This window comes from Methanimicrococcus hongohii (assembly GCF_032594095.1).
GTDB lineage: Archaea > Halobacteriota > Methanosarcinia > Methanosarcinales > Methanosarcinaceae > Methanimicrococcus > Methanimicrococcus hongohii.
Genome location: NZ_CP131059.1, coordinates 1,105,973 through 1,126,738, shown reverse-complemented (window position 1 = coordinate 1,126,738; position 20,766 = coordinate 1,105,973). Strand labels below are relative to the sequence as shown.

Below are 20,766 nucleotides of genomic sequence, written 5' to 3'. Positions count from 1 at the left end.
GTTATATGCTTGTATGCGAAACGAGTGTACGATTTTACGTACTAACTTTTGTACGGAGGTAAAAAATATGTCAGATATCTTTAAGGAATTAGCAGATGCCGTTATGACTCAGAACATCAACGGTACCGTTGAGAAAACCAAAGAAGCACTTGCAAACGGAACACCCGCTCTTGACATCATTCAGAAGGGTCTTTCCGAAGGCATGAAAATTGTCGGTGAAAAATTCGAAACCGGAGAACTCTTCTTGCCCCAGATTATGATGTCCGCAAAAGCAATGAACAGCGCAATGGAAATTCTCCAGCCCGAACTTGCAAAAGGTGACGGCAGTGAAAGCGCAGGCATTTGTATCTCTTTCGTTCAGGAAGGCGACATCCATGACATCGGTAACAGACTTGTTTCCACAATGCTTGGTGCAAACGGTTTCACAGTCAAAACGCTCGGTGTTGACATTTCCAACGAAACTGTCGTCGACGAAGTCAAGAAAGCAGACGCTGACAAAGTTCTTCTCGTCGGTTCCGCATTGATGACCACATCCATGCTCGGCCAGAAAGACTTGATGATCTTGATCAACGAAGAAGGCGTCCGCGCAAAAGCAAAATGCATGTTCGGCGGCGCACCCGTTTCTCAAGCCTGGATCGATGAAATCGGCGCAGACGGAACAGCCGAAAACGCAGCAGAAGCTGTGAATGTTGCAAAGAAAATTATGAATGTCGAGACATCCAAAGTTAAAGCTTAATGGTGGTTAAAATGGCATACAAAAGATCAATTGATGCATACGAATTCTACAACCGCGCAAAGACCGGTGAGAAATGCACACAAGATGACTGGGATTTAATGCACATCCCGATGAAAGCAATGGAATTGAAGCAAAAATACGGTCTTGACTTCAAAGGCGAGTTTGTTCCGACTGACTCCGACATGATCGAAAAGCTCTTCAAAGCCGGTTTTGACATGCTTCTTGAAGCAGGTATCTTTGTTACAGACACCAACAGAATCGTCAGATACACTGAAGACGAAATCTGGGATGCAATCCGCAACCCCATGCCCGAATTCCAGCTCGGTACCGGCAGAGACGCCGTTACAATGAGAAGAAGAACAATCGGCGACAAGAGAGGTCCCTTGATTCAGGGCGGCCCGACAGGCTCTCCGGTTTCAGAAGACATCTTCTATGAACTTCACATGTCATACGCACTTGAGAAAGAAGTTGACACAATCGTCAACGGTGTTATGATGACAGTCCGCGGTTACCCGCCTGTTCCGAAAACACCCTTCGAAATTCTCGCAGCCAAGATGGAAACAAAACTCATCAAACAGGCAGCAGCAATGGCAGGTCGTCCCGGCATGGCAGTTTAGGGTCCCGAAACCTCACTCTCCGCACAGGGTAACATCAGTGCAGATTGTGCAGGCGGTATGATTGCCTCTGACAGCCACGAAGTTTCACAACTCAATGAATTGAAGATTGACCTCGACGCAATTTCAGTTATTGCTCACTACCACGGCAACAGCGACATCCTCATGGACGAACAGATGCCGATTTACGGCGGTTACGCAGGCGGTCTTGAAGAAACAGCAATTATCGACGTTGCATCATCCATCAACGCATTCGTCATGTCCGGTGCAAGCTGGCACTTGGACGGTCCGGTCCACATCAGATGGGGTTCCACAAACACAAGAGAAACTCTCGCTGTTGCAGGATGGGCATCCGCTGCAATCACAAACCACACTGAATTCATGCAGGGCAACCAGTACTACCCGTGCGCAGGCCCGTGTACAGAAATGTGCTTCCTTGAACTTGCCGCACAGGCAATGACCGACTCCGCATCAGGCAGAGAAATCCTCTCCGGTGTCGCAGCCGCAAAAGGTGTCGTTACAGACAAAACAACCGGTATGGAAGCCCGTATGATGGGAGAAGTCGCAAGATCCGCAGCAGGCGTCGACATCGCTGAAATCAACAAGATTTTGGACAAACTCGTCGCAAGCTACGAGAAAGACTACGGAAACGCTCCGGCGGGCAAGACCTTCCAGGAATGTTACGACATTAAAACAGTTACACCCACCGACGAACACGTCAAAGTCTACGAAGGCGCAAGAAAGAAACTTGAAGGTTTCGGTCTTGTCTTCAAGTGATTGCGAAATCATAAGACATTGCTTATTTCTTAAAAATAAGCTTTCGACAGTTAATTATTCAGGCGAAATATCCCTGTTGAATTGACTGTTGTTTGGTGAAATATCCTGACATAACAATTAAAAAATAAATCAAAGAAAATCAAAATCGATTCTGGCTTTAAATTTGATTTTATCAAGTTTGTTCGGATCGGTTTTGAACTTTGAAATTTTTTAAAATTGAAAATTATGTTCGGATGTTTGCACAAAATTAAAATAAATTAAAAAGTCATTTCAGACTTTTTCTTAACACTTGTGAAATGTTTGTTAAATCGTATTGAAGTATTGTTGTGGTTTTAGCTTCAAGCCGGTTTTTGTGGTCCGGCTTTTTCGATTCGAACAGCATTTCGATGTTTTTTTCCGGAAACGGAAAAAAATGGTACAGATATAATAAAATCAAAAAATAAAATCAAAATCGATTCATAAAATCGGGGGTTTGTTGTCAAATTATTGACGGTTGTGTGTGTCAGTTATTTTGAATATATGGGAATTATTGTGTGTGGTAAATTATCAAAAGTCTTGCACTGGTATCGAATATCCATTTAGAGATTTGAAAAAATATTTCGCGGTGAGCGGAGAGTATTTGATTTTAATCGGATTAGGTTTAACTTGTTAACAAAGTTTTTACAAATTTGCAAAAGTTTTTACAAACTTGAAAAAATTTTACAATAAATCCGTAAATTAAATATTTTTTCAGTTCTTGAAAATTTCAGATTTGAAGAATTTCAATTTTTTGAAAATCTCAAATTTTAGAGATTTCAGTTTACTGATGATATTTTATAATCTTCTGTGATTTCATGTTGCAATTTTATATTTTGATATTTTCCTTTTTATTTTGATTGATTTCCCTTTTTATTGATGCGACGCTGTATTGCCAACCCCCTCATTTCGAAATGAGGTGCATATGATGGATACAGGAACTATCATTAACATATTGATTTATTTAGCAGCATTCGCCATCATGGGCTACATGTGCTTGGATGCGTACAGAGTTTCGAAACTGAAAAAATCAGGAGAGTGAAGTCTGATGACAGAACTTGAAAAGAAACTTCGGCCGTATCACGTTTGGGCGCTTGGTGTCGGTATCGTGTTGGTCGGCGAATATATGGGCTGGAACTTTACAGTCGCAAAAGGTGGTATCATCGGTGCCCTTTTTGCCATGCTCGTCGCCGGTTTAATGTATATCGTCGTTGCGATTTGCGCCAGTGAACTTGGTTCTTCAACCAAATTGGCCGGCGGTCCGTATGACTGGGTCAGACTTTTCGTCGGTCCCGGCGCGGCTGCAATTGTCGGTCTTGCGGTATATATGGAATATATCGCTCTTTCTGCCGGTGACGCTATTGTCGTCGGTCAGTTGCTAACGGCTTATGTCGAATGGATTGACGTGAAAGCGGTTGCATTATTGATTCTCGCGATTTTGACGCTTATCAATTATCGCGGTGCAGTGACAGCTTTAACGCTGAACTTCTTCCTGACATTCGTTGCGGCAGCAGCGGTCGTGATTTTCTTCATCTCTTCTGCCACCGGCTTCGGGGTACCTAATTTCAGTTTTGAAAACATGTTCCAAGGGGCGATGCCTTACGGACTTGTCGGTGTCTTTGCGGCGCTGCAGTTTGGTCCTTGGTTCTATTTAGGGATTGAAGGTGCCGCGATGTGTGCCGAAGAATGTAAACACCCGACGCGTGCCGTTCCTTTGGGACAGCAGGCCGGTATGATTACGCTCTTGCTGATGGCCGGAATGACGCTCTTCATTTGTTCAGGTTTAATCGGTGTCGATGAACTCGGCTCTTCGGTTTACCCGCTCTTTGAAGCTGCTCAGAACAGCGGTGTCGGCATTTTGATTTTGCTGCTTGCGGTCGGAACAGTCTTTACATGTATTGCCAGTTCCAACGGTTGTATCAACGACTCCTCTCGTTCGTGGCTGGCTTTATCGCGTGACGGTTTCATCTCGGACTGGTTCTCAGATGTCCATCCCAAATACAAGAGCCCGTACAAGGCGGTCATCTTTACGATTCCGGTTTCTGCCGGTTTTGCGTTCAGCGGTTATCTTGACCAGGTGATTACGTTCTCCATTATGTCAGGACTTGTTTGCTACGTGATGATTCCGTTTGCTTTGTATCGGTTCAGAAAGATGTATCCGACAAACAATTCGTTGGTTCGTCCGTATATCGGTCCGCTGCAGCCATGGATTTCCTTCCTTGCAATGGGTATTGCCATTTTAATTATGTCCACTTTCTTCTGGGCATATATGCTGAACTTGCTCTTCGCATTGGTCTTCTACATCGTCGCCTACTTCTACTTCAGCTGGCGCTATAAGAAGATTAAACTCGAGAAGGAGAAAGAATTCAGCTGGCAGGACAGACTCGGATGGCCGGAGCCTGAAGTGGCGCTTGGTCAAAAGAGATTTACAGCACAAACAGGAGGCGGCAATGATGAGTAACGGCAGCATTGATGAAGCAAAATACAAGAAATGGTTCAGATTGGACACACTGTTGATCGTTTTCATGTGGTGTTTCCTTGTTCTTTCAGAATCGTTCGTCACATTCACGATTTTGTATGCGGGAATTTCACGCGGTTTGGAAATCCCGATGATTCTGTTAGTCGTGTTCGGTGTCGTTTTGTTCCTGATGTTCTTCATCAACGGAATGGCTTGTCTGAATGTATGGAGATCCATTAAAGCGCACATGTACGAATTCAAATATTACGACTGAGGTGAGAAGAAATGGCAGAAAAATTATCTGATAAGCAAGGCTTGGCAATGAAAGTTTTTGACATTGTCTTCATTTTCGCGCTGGCTTTTGCTTGTGTCGTTATTCCCGTCTTTTTAAAAGGCGCCACCATTGTCGGTGAAGGCGGTTCCGGTATCGGCGACCAAATTGTTTGGAACGCACCCGGATATTTCGGAACGCTTTTGGTAATCATTGTCTTCTTCGTTGTGATTCTTTATCACTCCGTGAAGAATTATGATTATTGAACTCGAATTCAGTGAAAAAGTATTCCACCAAATAATGTCACGAATTTAAGAACTAAAAAACGAAGGACGGATTTGCTGATAAATTTTCGGCAAGTTCGTCTTTTTTGTGGCTTGCTTCCGCGCAAAACAATTTTTATCTCTTTTCTTCTTTTTTCTTGTCTGATTTTTCAGTCGCCCGCTTAATCATTTCATCATCATTCTTTTATCAAATCGGTTCATTGACTTAAAAGAATTTGACTTAAAAAGCCAAAAGGAAAAATAATCATGAAATTTTCAGAATTTACCTTCAATCGAATTCCCGAAGTTTCCGATATTTTTATCGAAGCGTTTAACGCGCCTCCTTGGAATGACAATTGGACAAAAGAAACGGCTGAAAAAAGATTGAAGCAGCAATTGAGTTCTCCTTATGATTACGGTTTGATTTGCGAAATCGACGGAAAAATTGCAGGCATGATCATCGGAAAGGAAGAGCAGTATTGCGATGAGATTCATTTTACGATCAAAGAATTTTGCACAAGCATTGATTTTCGCGGGCAAGGCATCGGCAGAAAAATAATTCAAGAACTTGAAAGCCGTCTTAAAGAGCGCGGTGTTCATAAGATTTTTTTGGCGACAATTCAAAGTGAAGGAACGGTCGGCGTTTATCAAAAAATGGATTTTGAAATTTCAAGCGATACAGTAACGATGGAAAAAAAGATTTGAAATTTTCAATCATTTTATGTCATTTGTCGCAGCTGCGCCACGCGCGAATTGCACCATTTTTATTTTGATTTTAAAATCGGGCCCACGTTTTTTATTTCACTTTTGGATAAACCTAAACATCCGATTTTCAAAATCGGCGAACCTGAACGCCCGATAAAATCCTAATCTCATTTTTTTAGATTTTGAAGAAAAGACGGCGTTCCATTTTGAATATTTTTGATAAAAATGATGTTTCAATTGAATTAAAAATAAGTGAAAAGATCAAAAACCGCCCCTCAATCGACGAGTTTCCGAAGCGGAGCGGAGGAAAGGAGGAGATTGAGATTCTTTCCATACAAAACAAAAATTCAAAAAACGCTGATTTTTAATCGTTTCCCGGTGCCTGCTAGGCCTGCTCGTCTGCAACTGTCTTTTAATTTGCTGCTTGGTGTCGCGGTTTCCGTTTCCGCTTGTATCTTCCCATTTTACAGTAATCCGTTGGCATTAAATTTTGCTCGGCTTCGCCTCACAAAATTTCAAAATGGCAGATGGAGGAGGTGTTTGTTTGCGATGGGAGGGAGGTGTTTGTTGCCGCTGCTGCCTGCCTTTATAGTTGCCGCGGCTACCTTCAGGTTTCTGTTCCGCTTGCCAATCAGGTTTGCATTGCCGCTGTCGCGCGCGCGCCGCTCCACGTTTCAATTTTATTAAACAGCCGCTCCACGTTTCAATTTTATTAAACAGCTGCTCCGCTTTTCAATTTTAATCAAAACAGTCCCCCTATTTTTATTTCGATTTATTATCGGCAATTCAGTTCAGTTTTCGCTGTCAAAATTCGCAATCAAATTCTCAAGCTGAATTCTCTCATTTGACGCCTGCGCCAATCGGCTGTCGCATTCGGCGATTTGAATCAAACGCTTCGCCGTTTTTATTTCATCGCCGCTCTTTTTTTCATCGGCAATTATGGCGTTTTCAAATCCTTCCAAAATTTCGCTGCCGGTCAAACCGTCATCAATTAAAAGCGTATCCAATTTGCCGCGCGCCGTCATGAAATTTTTGTCATGCGCCGCTGCATTATATAGGTCGGCGATTCCGTTTTCATCTTCCAATTGGAGCTGCATCTGAATCATAGAAACGGTGAGTTCCGTTCCGATTTCCTGCGCATCCAAAAGCGCGGTTTGAAGAATTTCTAAGGAATTTCCGACATTTCCGTTTGTCTGATACGCAATTTCATAAAGAACATCTTCATTGACGCGGAATCCTTCTTTTTCAGCGATGTCACGCATAAAAGGAACGAGTTCATCAGGCGTTGCGGGGCTGAAAAAAAGCGTGACGCCTCTTGAGCGAAGCGGCGGAATGATTTTAGAAATGCTTTTAGAAGATAAAATAAAACGGCAGGTTTTGGAATATTTTTCCATGATTCGACGAAGCGCCTGCTGCGCTTCCATCGTGAGCGCTTCGGCGGAATCGATGCAAATAATTTTGTAATCCGAATTCATCGGCGCGATTGCCGCGTATTCGTTAATGACATCTTTGAAAATATTGATAACACTTTTTTGAATCTTTTTCGGGTCGTCTGTCCCGAGAATCCGGTAGAAGCGCGGGTCTCTGACAAGATAGTTTTTGCCCTGCTCAAAAAAGTCGGATGCGTTGAAATAAGTGAAATTCAATTCACTTTCATCGCCGTAAAGACGATTAGCAAGCGCAAGCGCCGCCGTCATTTTTCCGGAATTTTCCGGACCGAACAAAATGAGATGAGGAAGCGAGCCTGATGCCGTCAGACTTTTCAGTGTCTCAACAGTCTGACAATTTCCGAGAATGCCGTCAAACGAGTCGGGGCGGTATTTAAGAGTCCAAACATCCTGCATTTTAGTTCCATCCGTATTCAAAAATTCTGTCAAAATGAATTCCATCAATAAAATTCATAAATAAAAATTCAATTCATAAATAAAAATTCAATTCATAAAAATCAGGTAAACGAATGATTTGATTCGTTTTGAATCTTTTCATTCGTTTTAATTCTTCCGTTTTTTGAATTTATTTTCTTTCGTTTTTATTTTTCTTTTGTTTTTATTTTTCTTTTGTTTTTTTAATTTTTTTGTTTTTTAAATATTTTCTTATTCATCAATCATTTTTTCGTCGATCGCTCCGCGTTTTGTGAGAATATATCTCAAAATCGCAGAGTAAGCCGGGCGCGCAATCAAAACGCCGATCAAAACACCGGCAATCGTCACAATTGCGAAGCCTTTCAGCGTTCCGAATCCGAGAGACGAAATCAGCGGAAGCATTGCAACCACCGTCGTCGCCGCGGCGCCGAAAATGATCATAAAGGCTTTTCCGATACGCTTTGTATAAACCGTATCTGACGGCGTTTTACCTTCGTGAACGACTTCTTCGGTGATGATCACCAAGTGATCGATTCCCGTACCGATGACGGCAATAATACCGGCGATTGCTGCCAAATCCAAGTCCTGCATGATCAAAACCGAAAATCCGACAAGCAAAATCACTTCGCTGAATGAAGTTGCAATCATCGGAAGCGCAATTTCAAGACGCTTGTAACGGTTGTAAATGATGAGCGCGACTGCGAAGAGCGCCAAGATGCCTGCCAAAATCGCGCCTCGCAGGAAACCCTGGCCGAGCGCGGCATCGACTTGTCCCGCGTTGACGATTTCAACATTGACCGGCAATGCGCCTGCACGCAGGTGGATCTGAAGCGTTCTGGCTTCTTCCTGCGAGCTTGTTCCCGCCTGCCACGAGTAAATCGGATTCGAGTTCAGCTGATTTGCAGCGCTTGAACTGAGCGGCGCGCTGTAAACGACTTCTTCGTCCAGCATCATTATCAAATGATGCGCGTTCGGATTGACTGTCGCTCCGGTGTTGATTGCAACCAGCTGGAGCGCTTTTGCGCCGTCTTCGTTGAGCGTGAACGGCACATAATACACGCCGGTTGACGGGTCGTTTCCGACAACGCCGACACTTTCAATCGCGTCGCCGTAAAGGACGTGAGCAGTTTCATTTCCTGTGATTTGGATTCTGATTTCGAATTTACCGGGACTTGAGACCAATTCTCTTGCGTCCGCCAAGTCAACGCCTGCAAAGTCAATTTGAATGTATTCGTCGCCGACGGCGCGGATCGGAAGGTCTTTCACGCCCAAACCGTTGCCGAGCTTGCTGTTGAGAACATCAATTGTCGTCTGCATCGTTGTTTTGGTCGTTCCGTCTTTGTAAATCGGATCGCCCGAGTTGTCCGTTAAAATTCTGCCGCTGACGGCCTGCATGTAGCCGTCAAGTTCTTCTCTTGTCGTCGACGTTCTGATTTCATACTCAACGCCGCCTGTTCCTGTCGGATACGCGACAACTTCCGCTCCGTAAACATGAGCGAGGTAAGAGGTGATGAATCCGATTTGAGTCGATGTAATATTGACCTGTGAAACGGGAGCGTTGCCCGAATCGGTTGAGTCTGAATCGTTTGAATTTGAGTTGCTTGAACTTGAATTGCTTGAACTTGAATTGCTTGAACTTGAATTGCTTGAATTCAAAGCCGTTGAACCGGACGTTGAAGCCGAAGTGCTGACGTAAACATCACTGTTTCTGAACATGTATTCCAGTTTCGTTTTGTTCACAGGGTCGCTTGTTCTGAACGCGACGTATGCGGAACCGTCATCTTTGACGCTTGTGCCTGTGATTTCAATACTGTTTGGGAAATCGGCGGCTGTCATGTTCATGACAATATCGCGCGGCGCGGCATCGACTTGCGCGACGGCGCCGTTGAGTTTCAGATAAATGGTTGAGCCGCCTTTGATGTCAAGGCCGAAGTGGATATTTGTGATTCCGTCGTCTTCTGCGAAATATCCGATCGGGCTGAAAATCGCAATGAGTGCGACGAGAAGCGCAACTCCCAAGAGGATGACTTTCGGATCTTTGTAAAGAGGCTGCTCTTTCTTTTCTTCCATCATGCGCGTCTGCCTCCTTTCTTGGATTTTCTTTTTGGGCGCGTCAAATACATTCTGAGAATGCCGACGTTTAAAAACCAGGTGTTAAGGATGTCTGCCAAAAGACCGATTAAAACGATTAATGAAATTTGGGACATTAAGGGAATCGGCGGAATTCCGGGAATGATGTAATGTGCGAAAGTGGAGACCAAAAACATCACCAAAAAGGCGGCGGCGGTTGTCGTCGTCATCAGCATTCCCGTGCGCATGACGCCCGAAATTTTGTCATCCAAATTGCCGCTTCGTTTCAGCACTTTATTTGTCAGCAAAATATCACTGTCAACGGAATAGCCGATAAGCATCAGAAGCGCCGCAATTGTTCCGAGTGTTAATTCGATTCCGAAAATATTCATAAAAGCAATCGGGATGATAATGTCTGACGCTGCCGATAAAATGACCGCAAGCGACGGAACGATTTGTCTGAATATGATGAAAACAACAATCGCCATTCCGATGAATGATAAAATGATTGCAATCAAAGCTTTTTCCTGCAATTCCTGACCGTAAATCGGCGAAATTTGCTGCTGCTCGATGTCTCTGAAGGCAGAATTGCCGTATATCAGATTTTCAAGCGACTGCAATTCATCGTTTTCCATCATGCTGAATTGAAGAACGGCGCGGTTGCCTGATATTCTGATGTCGTTGAGCGGATAGTCCGAAAACATTTCCTCGAGCTGATCTTCCGTCAGGGTGCTTGTTACCGAGAATTGCGTTCCGCCGACGAAGTCCATGCCGAGCGCAATCGGGCTTCCGGTTTGTATTGTCGTAAAAGCGATAATGATGAGCGCAACGGCCAAAACCGCCAACGGGATTGCAATCAACTTTTTATTGTCCGTTTTTTGAACGAACGGTTGAAGATAATGATAAAGTTCAAATCTCATAGCCAATCCCATTTTATTTTTAAGTTTTATAAAAACAATAGATAAATGAAATAAAGTACAAAAATAATTTCAACTGAATTAATCACAATTGAAATAATGACAATTGAATAATAAATTGAAATAATGATAACTGAAATAATAACAACTAAAAGAACAACAACTTAAAGAATATTCCGATTTGTTCCGATTGAAGAGTGTTCAACATTGTTCAACAATTTATATATCTTTGTCTTCCTTTTTTCATTATTATGTCTGAAGAGAGTTCGAGTGGGAATCAAAATGAAAGGTTAACGGCGGACGAGTATTTCGTCGAAATCGCGACAACCGTTGCCAAGAGGGCGACTTGCCTTCGAAATAAAGTCGGCGCCGTCATTGTCCGCGACAATCGAATTTTAACAACGGGTTACAACGGCGCGCCCCGAGGACTTGCGCACTGTTTGGATATCGGCTGCATTCGCCAGCAGCAAAATATTCCGTCCGGGACGATGCACGAAAAATGCCGCGCCGTTCACGCCGAGCAAAACGCGATCATTCAGGCGGCCGTTCACGGCGTTCAGACATCGGGCGCAACGCTTTACTGCACACATCAGCCCTGTATTCTCTGTACGAAAATGATTATTAACGCCGGCATTAAACACGTTGTTTATGTCAACGCGTATCCCGACCCCAATTCGATGGGATTTTTTGAAGAAGCAGGCGTGACGATTGAGCAGTACAAGCCGAAAAGTTAAAAGTTAATTCTTTTCTTTTTTTTCTCTTCTTTTTTTGTTTTTTTGGACCGTCGTCGGTCGCGCGAGCCGCTTCATTTTTCGTAATGTTTTCAAACTTGCTCTTCGTTTTTATTTTATTTTTGGATAAAACCTAAACATCCAATTTCAAAAATCGGTGAACCCGAACGCCCGATAAAACCCTAATCTTAAAATATTTTTATTGAAAAAAAGGCGTTCCGTTTTTGATAATTTTGATAAAGACGATGTTTCAATCGAATTTTAGATTAAATATAATTTCAAAAACCGCCCCCGCAAGTTGAGTTTCTGAGCGCAGCGAAGAAACGAGACTTGGCGGATTCTTCCCATATGAAAATAAAAACACAAAAAGCATCTGATTTTAAGCTGCGTTTGGTTCCTGCAAAGTATTTTCTTACCCCTGTCTTTTAATGCTGTCTGCTCCGGCTGAGCCTGCTAATCTGCAACTGTCTTTTAATTTGTGCTGCTGTTAATTTGGTTTGCGCTGCCGGTCAGGTTTGCATTGTTGCTTGTATCTGCTCTTTTTTTAGAAATCCGTTCGCATTCGCGAACGTGTTGCTGCTGCTACCTTCAGGTTTGTGTTTCCGCTGCTACCTTTAGGTTTGTGTTGCCGCCGCTACCTTTAGGTTTGCGTTTGCGCTTGCCGATCAGGTTTGCATTGCTGCCCGTCCGCTCGCAGCAGCAAGCAGCGCCTGCCGCCGCGCGAGCCGCCTCATTTTTCGTTCAATTTTTCAAAAACATCCCCCATTTTCGTTCAATTTTTCCAAAAACATCCCCCATTTTTCTTTCCAATTTTTCAAAAACAACTCCTCATTTTTCGTTCAATTCCAAAAACACCTCCCACATTTCTTTCAAAATTTTCAAAACACCACCCTCGTTTTCTTTCCAATTTTTCAAAAACGATTCCCCGTTTTGCTTATCGTAAATGTTTTTATAGAACGCCTCACATTTATTGCCCCAAATCATTATTTTTTATTTTTATTTTTAAAATCAATTACAGAAACATTCATGAGGCAAACATTATGGGCGTAGCCATCGGTGATTTATTAGAAAGGGATGAAATTTCCCGCTCCGATTTAAAGGGCAAAATCGTTGCGTTTGACGCGTATAATGTTATTTATCAATTTCTCACAACCGTTCGCGGGCGCGACGGAAAACCGCTTACGGACTCAAGCGGCAATCCGACTTCACACCTCTCGGGCGTTCTTTACCGAACATCCAGTTTTGTCGAAGACGGCATCAAACCCGTTTTCGTTTTTGACGGCATTCCGCCCGAACTCAAAGCCGAAACGCTTGACAAGAGACGCGAAATTCGAGAAGCAGCTCACGAAAAATGGGTACTTGCGATGGAACGCGGCGACACGGTAGAAATTTTAAAATATTCGCAAGCCGCCGTCAAAATCGATCCGCAAGTCGTTGAAGAATCCAAAATGCTTCTTTCGATGATGGGCATTCCCGTCGTCGAAGCGCCGTCGGAAGGCGAAGCGCAGGCTTCATACATGGCAAATAAAGGCGACGTCGACTTCGTTTCATCTCAAGATTACGACGCTTTTATTTTCGGCGCGAAAATCGTGATTCGAAATTTAACCGTATCTGGCAAACGAAAGCTTCCCGGGAAAAGCGTTTATGTCGATGTTTTACCCGAAAAAGTTGATTTGAATAAAAATTTGGAGCGCTTGGGAATCACAAAAGACCAATTCATTGATCTCGCGCTTTGCGTCGGTACCGATTTTAACAAAGGGATCGACCGCGTCGGCGCAAAAACAGCGCTTAAACTCATCAAAGAATACGGCAGCTATGAAGCGATTTTAAAATCCAAAGGACTTGACGATCAGATCGAACGTTACGCGGCGGCAAAAGATTTCTTCAAAAATCCGCCGACAACAGATGATTATACGATTCAGTGGACAAAACCCGATAAAGAAAAAATGATTGAATTTTTATGTTCCAAACGCGACTTTTCGGAAGAGCGCGTCACATCCGCCTGGCAAAAAATCAACGCCGCGTTTGAAACGAAAACAAAACAGCCGACATTGGATCAATGGTTTTGATTCGGCGGCAAACGTTTTTTATTTTTGAAATATTTCGGTTTTCACTTTTTATTTTCATTTTTATTTTTTTCATTTTTACTTTCTACTATTCGATTTTTTTCATTTTTATTTTCTACTTTTCGTTTTTCCATTTTTATTTTCTACTATTCGATTTTTTCCATTTTTATTTTCCACTTTTCGATTTTTTTCAATTTTGAGTTTTTATTTTTCTCATTTTCGATTTTTTCCAATTTTGAGTTTTTATATTTTCTCATTTTCATTTTTTTCTTATTTTTCTTTATTTTTCCGTTAATTATTTGACTGTTTTATGATTGTATGGGTTAATTTTATTGGTTAAATTCACTGATTCATCATTATTGCTTATTTGAGGACAAAAAATGTCAAGAGTTTTTGAAATTATTGAAAAAGACACCGCCGGAAGAATCGGTCGCTTAAAAACGCCGCACGGTGTCGTTGAAACGCCGACGGTCATGCCGGTGATCAACCCGAATCTGCGCATCGTCGACCCCGCCGAAATGAAAGAATTCGGCGCCGAGATCCTGATTACCAATTCTTATATCATTTACAGCAAACCCGAACTTCGTGAAAGAGCGCTCAGCGAAGGTCTTCACGCTTTGATCGGATTCGACGGTCCGATCATGACGGATTCCGGCTCTTTTCAGCTTTCCGTTTACGGCGACGTGAATGTCGAAAATCACGAAATTATTGCATTTGAACAGGCGATCGGAACCGATATTGGTGTCCCGTTAGACATTCCGACGGCGCCCGATGTTCGATACAGTCAGGCGAAAGAGGAACTGCAAATCACAAACGAAAGACTCACGGAAGCCCGCCGCTTAGTCGAAGAACGCCGCAAAGAAGCCGCTTCAAATGCCGAAAACGGTCTTGAAAAGCAGCGCGGCGATGACATGCTTTTGGCAGGCCCGATTCAAGGCTCGACTTATTTGGATTTGAGAGCCGAAAGCGCCGAATTCGTCTCCGGTCTCGATTTCGATGTCTGTCCGATTGGCGCGGTCGTGCCGCTCATGGAAGCCTACCGCTACGAAGATTTGGTCCACGTCGTTGCCGCCGCCAAGTCGAAGCTCGATCCGACCGTTCCCGTTCATCTGTTCGGCGCGGGACACCCGATGATGTTTGCGCTCGCCGTTGCGCTCGGCTGTGATCTGTTCGACTCCGCCGCATACGCGCTTTACGCAAAAGGCGGCCGCTACATTACGGTCAACGGCACCTATCCGCTCGACCGCCTCAAATATTTGCCCTGCTCCTGCCCGATCTGTTCCAAAAACACCGCCGAAAGCATGCAGAAAGCGGCAAACAAAGAAGAACTGCTCGCGCGCCACAATTTGTACGTGACATTTGAAGAAATCCGTTTGATCAAACAGGCGATTCATGAAGGAAAGCTGATGGAACTCGTCGAACTGCGCTGCCACTCCCATCCGCAGATGGTCAGCGCTTTACACGCTTTGTATTCGCATTCCGATTGGCTGGAAGAGTGCGACCCTGCCGTCAAGTCAACGTTTTTTGAATGCAGCGCCGAGTCCGCCAAGCGCCCCGAAGTTTTACGCTACGGCAAACGGCTGAACCGTTTTTCATTGTCGGGAAAAGTTCTCATCCGTCCTGCGAGATACAACAAAAGCGGCTTAAAAGACGCCGATTTCGATCACGTTCTTTATTTCAAGCCGCCGTTTGGCGCTTTTCCGTCGGAATTGGATGAAAATTATCCGTTCAACGCGGAAGTCCAAAACAAGCCGTCGCTCTTGTCTTTGCAGACAGCGCTTGAAAATACGATTGCTTTGATTTCTAACAATCCCGACGCGGAATTTACATTCGTTAAAGGCAAGCGTTTGAGCGAATTCGATGCCGCCTGTTTTGATGAACTCGGAAAAGTCTGCCGGATCGAAGAATCGATAAAAGCTGATGAAAATATTGATGAAACAGATGCTGATGAAATGAATGTTGACGAAACAGATGCTGTCGAAATGAATGTTGTTGAAGCAGATACTGTTGAAGCAGATGCTGATGAAACAAACGGCGAAGAATGAACGCTGAAATTTTTAATTTTTAATCGAAAAAATTCAAAATAAAAGCGTCGAAAAAAGTTGTCAAACCGAACAAAAAATAACGACAACTGTTTGAAAAATGATTTGCAAAATGATTTGCAAAATGATGTTGATGCAAATAGTTTTAAATAATCTGTCTGTTTGTTTGGTTTACAAATACAACTCTGTAATATCTTTATTTCATTCAGATTATATTCCATCCGAATTATATTTTGTTCATCGGGTCTTGAACTTTTCAGGCGATGCGTTTTTTCGCGGCTGTTAAGGAGTCCGGTTCAGGTGATACTTTGTCAATAACGAGTAAATTTAAAGCTTATATCACATTTCTCAGGCCGCCCATCATGTTTATGGATATAACGCTTCCGGCGGCGGCGGCGATACTTGCCGCTTATTTTGCAACAGGCGCGCTTCCTGAGTTTTTACCTTTTGTTCTGGCAACGATCGGCGGTTTCTGCGCGATTACCAGCGCTTACACTTTTAATGATGTTTTCGATGTTGATATTGATACTATTAATTTGCCCGACCGGCCGCTTCCGTCAAATGAAGTGTCCCGAAAATCGGCTTTCTTTTACGCTCTTTTCCTCGGCATGATTTCAGCGGCGTGCGCGCTTTATTTGAATGTTGAAGCATTCGTTATTTTGATTGCCGCGACATTGGTCATCACGCTTTACACGGTCATTTTCAAGAGAAAAACGCCGTTCAGTTTCATTTCTGTCGGCATCGCTTACGGTTTGGTCCCAATCGGCATTTGGCTTGCAATCGATCCGGCCGGCGTTTTAAAGACTGCCGTCAGCCCGTACCTGCTTCCGCTCCCGGGTCTTTTGTTCGGTCTGATGATTTGTATGACCGACTGGGGCTTTACGCTTGCGGGCGTCTGCCGCGATGTTGAAGGTGACCGCGCAAAAGGCGCTCCCACGCTGCCGGTCACATACGGCATTCCGCTGACATCTAAGTTCATTTTAGTCATTTGGATCATCGGCGTTTTGCTTTCGCTTGCGATCGGATATACGATGAATCTCGGTCCGTTTTATTTCATTGCGGCGCTCGCGTCAGGCATTTGGATGATTTGGCGCTGCACTTTGTTTATCAAAGACCCGAAACCCGAACTCGGCGGCAAACTGTTCGTCGAAGGTTCCAATTATCGCGGCGTTATGTTTTCGGCAATGATCATTGATGTCGTTCTGTTGATTTACGTCAACGGCTACAGCGGTTTGGTCAGTTTGATTCTCGGCGCGTAACCAATTAGATTTTGAAATTAAAAATGAATAAATAACAGTAAAAACGAATTTAATAAAAACAAAATAAACAAAGTGAACAAAAAACAACTAACACAACACAAAAACAACCAAAAAAAAACAATACAAAAACAATACAAAAACAAAAACAACCAAAAAAATACAAAAACGAAAAAACAATTGATTAAATTTTATCATATTTTTTAATTTTCAAAGGTGATTAATTATGGCGATTAAAACTGATATTGCGGTTATCGGCGCGTCTCCTGCGGGTCTCATGGCAGCCCGCCACGCGGCTCTCGGCGGCGCAAAAGTGATGCTGTTTGAAAAGAAAGAAGAAATCGGCAAAGACCCGCATCCGGCCAACTCTGTTTTTAAAGGCATGATGAACATTACGGGTGAAAAAGTCGATCCGTCTTATGTTGTTCACGACATCAAAGGAATGAAAATCGTATCTCCGGGCGGTCACAAAATCAAAGTGAAAACGCAGGGTTACGCGCTTGACAAAGGCGCATTTGACCGCTTTTACGAAAAGAAAGCGCTTGCCGAAGGCGTTGAAATCAAAACGGGAACCGAAGTTGTCGGCTTAAACCGCAAAGATTCGGGCGTTGTTTTGAAAACGGCGGCATCCGGCGCGGGTTCCGGTTCAGGCTCAGACTCGGAAATTCCCGAGCGCGTGAAAGCAAAAGTTGTCATTATCGCTGACGGCATTTTATCTAAAAATGCTCAGATGGCGGGTCTTCATACGATGAAGCATCCCGACGATATTGCTTGGGGAACCGAATTAACCATCCGCGCGCCCGGAATCGGCGAGCCGGATTTTGCCGAATATTTCGTCGGAAGCCATGCGCCCGGCTGGAAATCCACTTATCTTCCGCGCGGCGGAGACGAGGCGGCAATCGGCGTTTACGTCCGTCATTACGGCCGCGATGTTGCGCCTTTCTTGGATTCATGGATTGCGCGCTTTAAGGATCTCAAAAACATTTCCGATGACGAATTTGAAATCGTTGAAAGAAAAAGCGCGGGCGACCCGATTGTCGCGATTCCCGATCAAACTTATACCGACAACATTATGGTTGCGGGCGGCGCTGCCGGCCAGTCCGGTATCGGCTATGCGATGCATGCCGGACAAATTGCCGGACAAGTCGGCGCAATGGCGATTGCCAAGGGCGATTATTCTGCGAGAACGCTTTCCAAATACAGATCTGATTGGCGCAGTTCGCTGTACACGGAACACGCTTTCGGACGCATCGGTCTTGAGACGCTCCGCAAAATGGAAGACGCTGAAATCGACGAGCTTTTTGAAGTCTTTGAAGACGAAGACGTTTCTTCATTGATTAAAGGAAACACCGTCAATCAGGGCTTATCGGTCATTTCGCTGATGCTTCAGAAGAAGCCTTCTTCAATTTTGAAAGCAAGCGCATTCTTCAGAAACAAATAACACAAATGAAATTTGATGACAATTCGATAACGAATTAATAATGAAAAACAAATCAAATACAAAAACAAAAAACATTTTTTTCTTTTTGGGGTGGCAGAATGAAATATCTGATTTACAAAAATCCTGTGTTTCAGGTCGATATTGAACCCGCCGGCGGCAGAACGAAAGTAACTGCCGGCGGAATTCTGTCTCCTGTTCTTAAAAATTTGGTCACGCAGGAAATGGCGTTTTTTGATCATGAAAAATACATTGCCGAATTGACTGAAATGTCCGAAAATTCTGAAATTACTGAAATTATTGAAAATTCGGAATCTCATAAAAACGTAAACACAAATACAAACACAAATACAAACACAAATACAAACACAAATACAAACAAAAACGCAAACACATCTTTTGAAAGTTATTACCGCAAATACGGCGATTCTCTCATTTATTCGACATGGATGCCGCCGATTCCGTCGCCCGCGTTTAAGCGAATGGTCGAAGGCCGTATGAAATCCGCGCTCGGCAAATATCGGCCGGAGCAGGTGACGATTTCAATCACGGAAGAATGTCCGAACCGCTGTCTGCACTGCGCGCTGCCGAACAAAAACAATCATTCCAAGCTGACTGTTGCGGAAACGAAGGACGCGATCGATCAGGCGGTCGGCGCGGGCGCGACAAACATTATTTTTGACGGCGGCGAGCCTCTCGGCTATGCTGGTTTGGAGGAATTGATTTCTTATGTTGACCCGAACAAGGCGATTGCCTGCATGTTTACGTCCGGCGTCGGTTTGACAGCAGAAAAAGCGAAGTCGCTTAAAGAGGCGGGTCTTTATTCCGTCAGCGTCAGCATCGACAGTCCGATTGAAGAAAAACATGATTATATGCGCGGTGTCCCCGGCGTTTTTAATACGGCGACCGCGGCAATTCAAAACGCGCTTGCGGCCGGTCTTTTGGTCAATATTTATGTCGTTCTCGCGCCGCACAATGTGAATGATTTGGACAAGGTTTACGATTTTGCAAAAACGCTCGGTGTTCACGAACTTTCTTTTTATGAAATCGTTCCGACGGGGCGATGGCTTGACAATACGACTGACATTTTAACGCCTGAGCAGCATGAAATTTTCAGAAATTTCGTTGACATATGCAATCAAGATTTGACGGGTCCCAAACTCTTTTCGGGGCCGCTTGTGATTGACGAATTCGGCTGCATGGCCGGCCGTCAGTGGATGCATATCACGCCTGAAGGAAACATTTTGCCCTGCTCCTGCGTTCCGATTTCGTACGGGAACGTCAAAACGGGAAAGGATGCCGTCAAAAAAGCTTGGAAAAAAATCCGCGCCGAACCTGCTTACAACAAAGGCGCCGGCTGTTTGATGCGCGACCCGGAGTTTCGGGAAAAATACGGCGACCGATTTCAGTGATTTTTTTGAATTATTGTAAACAAACTTTCTATTTATAAAAATCAGTTCTAAAATATTCCAAATAATAAAAAAATCTTTTTATACCGCCCGCTCTTTAAAAAATACTGCAGCGCAAAATATCTGTTAAAATGTTTGTTTGAAATATTTGTTTAAATGTCTGTTTAAATGTCTGTTTAAATGTTTGTTTAAATATTTGTTTTAAGTTATTTTGCGATTTTTGGAGAGATAAAAATGGAGCAGTCACCGCAAAATATTTCCGGATTTGATATTACCGACGTGGCAAATTGGTTTTTGGTTAAAGAACCGATTCAGCACAAAAAATTGCAGAAACTTTGTTATTATGCAGTCGCGTGGCATTACACTCTTTTGGATGCTCCCGTTTGTCAAAACGATGAGTTTCAAGCATGGGTTCACGGTCCTGTCAACAGAAAACTGTTTGACAAATACAAAAACAAGAAATGGCTTCCTATTTCTAAAATCTCTGAAGCAGATGTTCCCGAATTTGACGTTTTATCCGAGGAGGTTCTTGAATTTGTTTGGGAATCTTACGGCGACTCTTCCGGAGATCGTCTTGAAAGAATTTCTCACAATGAAGACCCGTGGAAAAACGCAAGAGGAACATTGAGACCAAAAGAGAATTCTGAAAATGTTATCAGTGTTGATGATATGAAAAGATTCTACGGGGCTCTCTTTGAATCCGCTCAACTTGTTTAATATGACTCATTTCAGACGGCTTTCACCTGCAGTATTGGATAAAGCTGCGGAAAAAGTCAATCCGGTTTGCATCTGTTTTTGTGAACACACTCGGAATCACGGGAATTGTATTTGTTCTCAATCAGGGGAACAAAAAGCAATTCTAAATGCGTTTTTGAAAAAATCAAACGGCTGTCCGGTTACTGATTTCAAATCCGGTTAGCAGAATATACCGACAACGAAAGGAAAGATTAAATTAAAAATCCCCAAAGATTTCGGTCATGTCGATCGCGGATATCATGATTATTATCATGTTCGTGTCAATTTAGGTTACCGCATCCACGGATATTATGACGGAAACGTCTTTTATATTGTATATATGGACCCAAATCATAAATTGGATGAAAAATGAAGGTCGGTTTAGCAATTCTCCAAATCCT

General features: G+C 43.5%; 18 protein-coding genes and 2 pseudogenes. 17 read left to right on the top strand and 3 right to left on the bottom strand.

The genetic code is table 11. From position 1 onward, the window contains the following. The first annotated feature begins 67 nt into the window (after positions 1–67). The 8 genes and pseudogenes from MmiHf6_RS05255 to MmiHf6_RS05220 all read left to right on the top strand — a co-directional run bounded on the left by MmiHf6_RS05255 (position 68) and on the right by MmiHf6_RS05220 (position 6,555). Positions 68–736, top strand: a complete 669-nt coding sequence (locus tag MmiHf6_RS05255) for a corrinoid protein (RefSeq protein WP_316556756.1) — start codon at positions 68–70, stop codon at positions 734–736. 11 nt (positions 737–747) lie between these two features. Then, positions 748–2,127 (top strand): annotated as a pseudogene (locus tag MmiHf6_RS05250) (monomethylamine:corrinoid methyltransferase). Between the two features lie 1,063 nt (positions 2,128–3,190). Beyond that, positions 3,191–4,603, top strand: coding sequence for an APC family permease (locus MmiHf6_RS05245; RefSeq protein WP_316556755.1), 1,413 nt, complete (start codon positions 3,191–3,193; stop codon positions 4,601–4,603). Then, complete coding sequence (locus MmiHf6_RS05240) at positions 4,596–4,874, top strand: monomethylamine permease (RefSeq protein ID WP_316556754.1); 279 nt, start codon at positions 4,596–4,598, stop codon at positions 4,872–4,874. Before MmiHf6_RS05245 ends, MmiHf6_RS05240 begins: the two co-directional genes overlap by 8 nt. 11 nt (positions 4,875–4,885) lie before the next feature. Next, a complete protein-coding gene (locus MmiHf6_RS05235) occupies positions 4,886–5,137 on the top strand; it encodes an AcrB/AcrD/AcrF family protein (RefSeq protein WP_316556753.1) in 252 nt (83 codons plus the stop codon). Positions 5,138–5,401: 264 nt separating this feature from the next. Then, positions 5,402–5,839: a GNAT family N-acetyltransferase gene (locus tag MmiHf6_RS05230; RefSeq protein ID WP_316556752.1), complete on the top strand. Its 438-nt coding sequence runs from the start codon at positions 5,402–5,404 to the stop codon at positions 5,837–5,839. A gap of 206 nt (positions 5,840–6,045) precedes the next feature. After that, entirely contained in the window at positions 6,046–6,207 is a 162-nt protein-coding gene (locus MmiHf6_RS05225) for a hypothetical protein (RefSeq protein ID WP_316556751.1), read from the top strand. A gap of 168 nt (positions 6,208–6,375) precedes the next feature. Then, positions 6,376–6,555: a hypothetical protein gene (locus MmiHf6_RS05220; RefSeq protein WP_316556750.1), complete on the top strand. Its 180-nt coding sequence runs from the start codon at positions 6,376–6,378 to the stop codon at positions 6,553–6,555. Between the two features lie 75 nt (positions 6,556–6,630). Here MmiHf6_RS05220 and MmiHf6_RS05215 read toward each other — a convergent pair whose 3' ends face one another. The 3 genes from MmiHf6_RS05215 to MmiHf6_RS05205 all read right to left on the bottom strand — a co-directional run bounded on the left by MmiHf6_RS05215 (position 6,631) and on the right by MmiHf6_RS05205 (position 10,691). Further along, a complete protein-coding gene (locus tag MmiHf6_RS05215) occupies positions 6,631–7,716 on the bottom strand; it encodes an AAA family ATPase (RefSeq protein WP_316556749.1) in 1,086 nt (361 codons plus the stop codon). A 216-nt stretch (positions 7,717–7,932) separates the two neighbouring features. Next, positions 7,933–9,774 carry a preprotein translocase subunit SecD gene (locus MmiHf6_RS05210; RefSeq protein ID WP_316556748.1) on the bottom strand — a complete coding sequence of 614 codons (1,842 nt, stop codon included), beginning with the start codon at positions 9,772–9,774 and terminating at the stop codon, positions 7,933–7,935. After that, positions 9,771–10,691, bottom strand: coding sequence for a protein translocase subunit SecF (locus MmiHf6_RS05205; protein ID WP_316556747.1), 921 nt, complete (start codon positions 10,689–10,691; stop codon positions 9,771–9,773). The genes MmiHf6_RS05210 and MmiHf6_RS05205 overlap by 4 nt, the downstream gene beginning before the upstream one ends. A 248-nt stretch (positions 10,692–10,939) precedes the next feature. On the opposite strand from MmiHf6_RS05205, the gene MmiHf6_RS05200 reads away from it, so the two are divergent. The 9 genes and pseudogenes from MmiHf6_RS05200 to MmiHf6_RS10230 all read left to right on the top strand — a co-directional run bounded on the left by MmiHf6_RS05200 (position 10,940) and on the right by MmiHf6_RS10230 (position 20,738). Then, entirely contained in the window at positions 10,940–11,422 is a 483-nt protein-coding gene (locus MmiHf6_RS05200) for a deoxycytidylate deaminase (RefSeq protein ID WP_316556746.1), read from the top strand. Between the two features lie 475 nt (positions 11,423–11,897). Then, positions 11,898–12,362 carry a hypothetical protein gene (locus MmiHf6_RS05195; RefSeq protein WP_316556745.1) on the top strand — a complete coding sequence of 155 codons (465 nt, stop codon included), beginning with the start codon at positions 11,898–11,900 and terminating at the stop codon, positions 12,360–12,362. 97 nt (positions 12,363–12,459) lie between these two features. Next, positions 12,460–13,488, top strand: coding sequence for a flap endonuclease-1 (gene fen, locus MmiHf6_RS05190; RefSeq protein ID WP_316556744.1), 1,029 nt, complete (start codon positions 12,460–12,462; stop codon positions 13,486–13,488). Positions 13,489–13,865: 377 nt separating this feature from the next. After that, positions 13,866–15,386: pseudogene (gene tgtA / locus MmiHf6_RS05185) on the top strand (tRNA guanosine(15) transglycosylase TgtA); the annotation flags it as partial. Between the two features lie 503 nt (positions 15,387–15,889). Then, entirely contained in the window at positions 15,890–16,786 is an 897-nt protein-coding gene (locus tag MmiHf6_RS05180; protein WP_316556743.1) for a UbiA prenyltransferase family protein, read from the top strand. Positions 16,787–17,009: 223 nt separating this feature from the next. Next, a complete protein-coding gene (locus MmiHf6_RS05175) occupies positions 17,010–18,224 on the top strand; it encodes an NAD(P)/FAD-dependent oxidoreductase (RefSeq protein WP_316556742.1) in 1,215 nt (404 codons plus the stop codon). A 98-nt stretch (positions 18,225–18,322) separates the two neighbouring features. After that, positions 18,323–19,633 (top strand): radical SAM/SPASM domain-containing protein, encoded by a 1,311-nt coding sequence (locus MmiHf6_RS05170; RefSeq protein ID WP_316556741.1) that lies wholly within the window; start codon positions 18,323–18,325, stop codon positions 19,631–19,633. Positions 19,634–19,864: 231 nt separating this feature from the next. Further along, positions 19,865–20,347, top strand: coding sequence for a Panacea domain-containing protein (locus MmiHf6_RS05165; protein ID WP_316556740.1), 483 nt, complete (start codon positions 19,865–19,867; stop codon positions 20,345–20,347). A 208-nt stretch (positions 20,348–20,555) separates the two neighbouring features. Next, positions 20,556–20,738 (top strand): MAG6450 family protein, encoded by a 183-nt coding sequence (locus MmiHf6_RS10230; RefSeq protein WP_420891325.1) that lies wholly within the window; start codon positions 20,556–20,558, stop codon positions 20,736–20,738. Positions 20,739–20,766 lie beyond the last annotated feature (28 nt).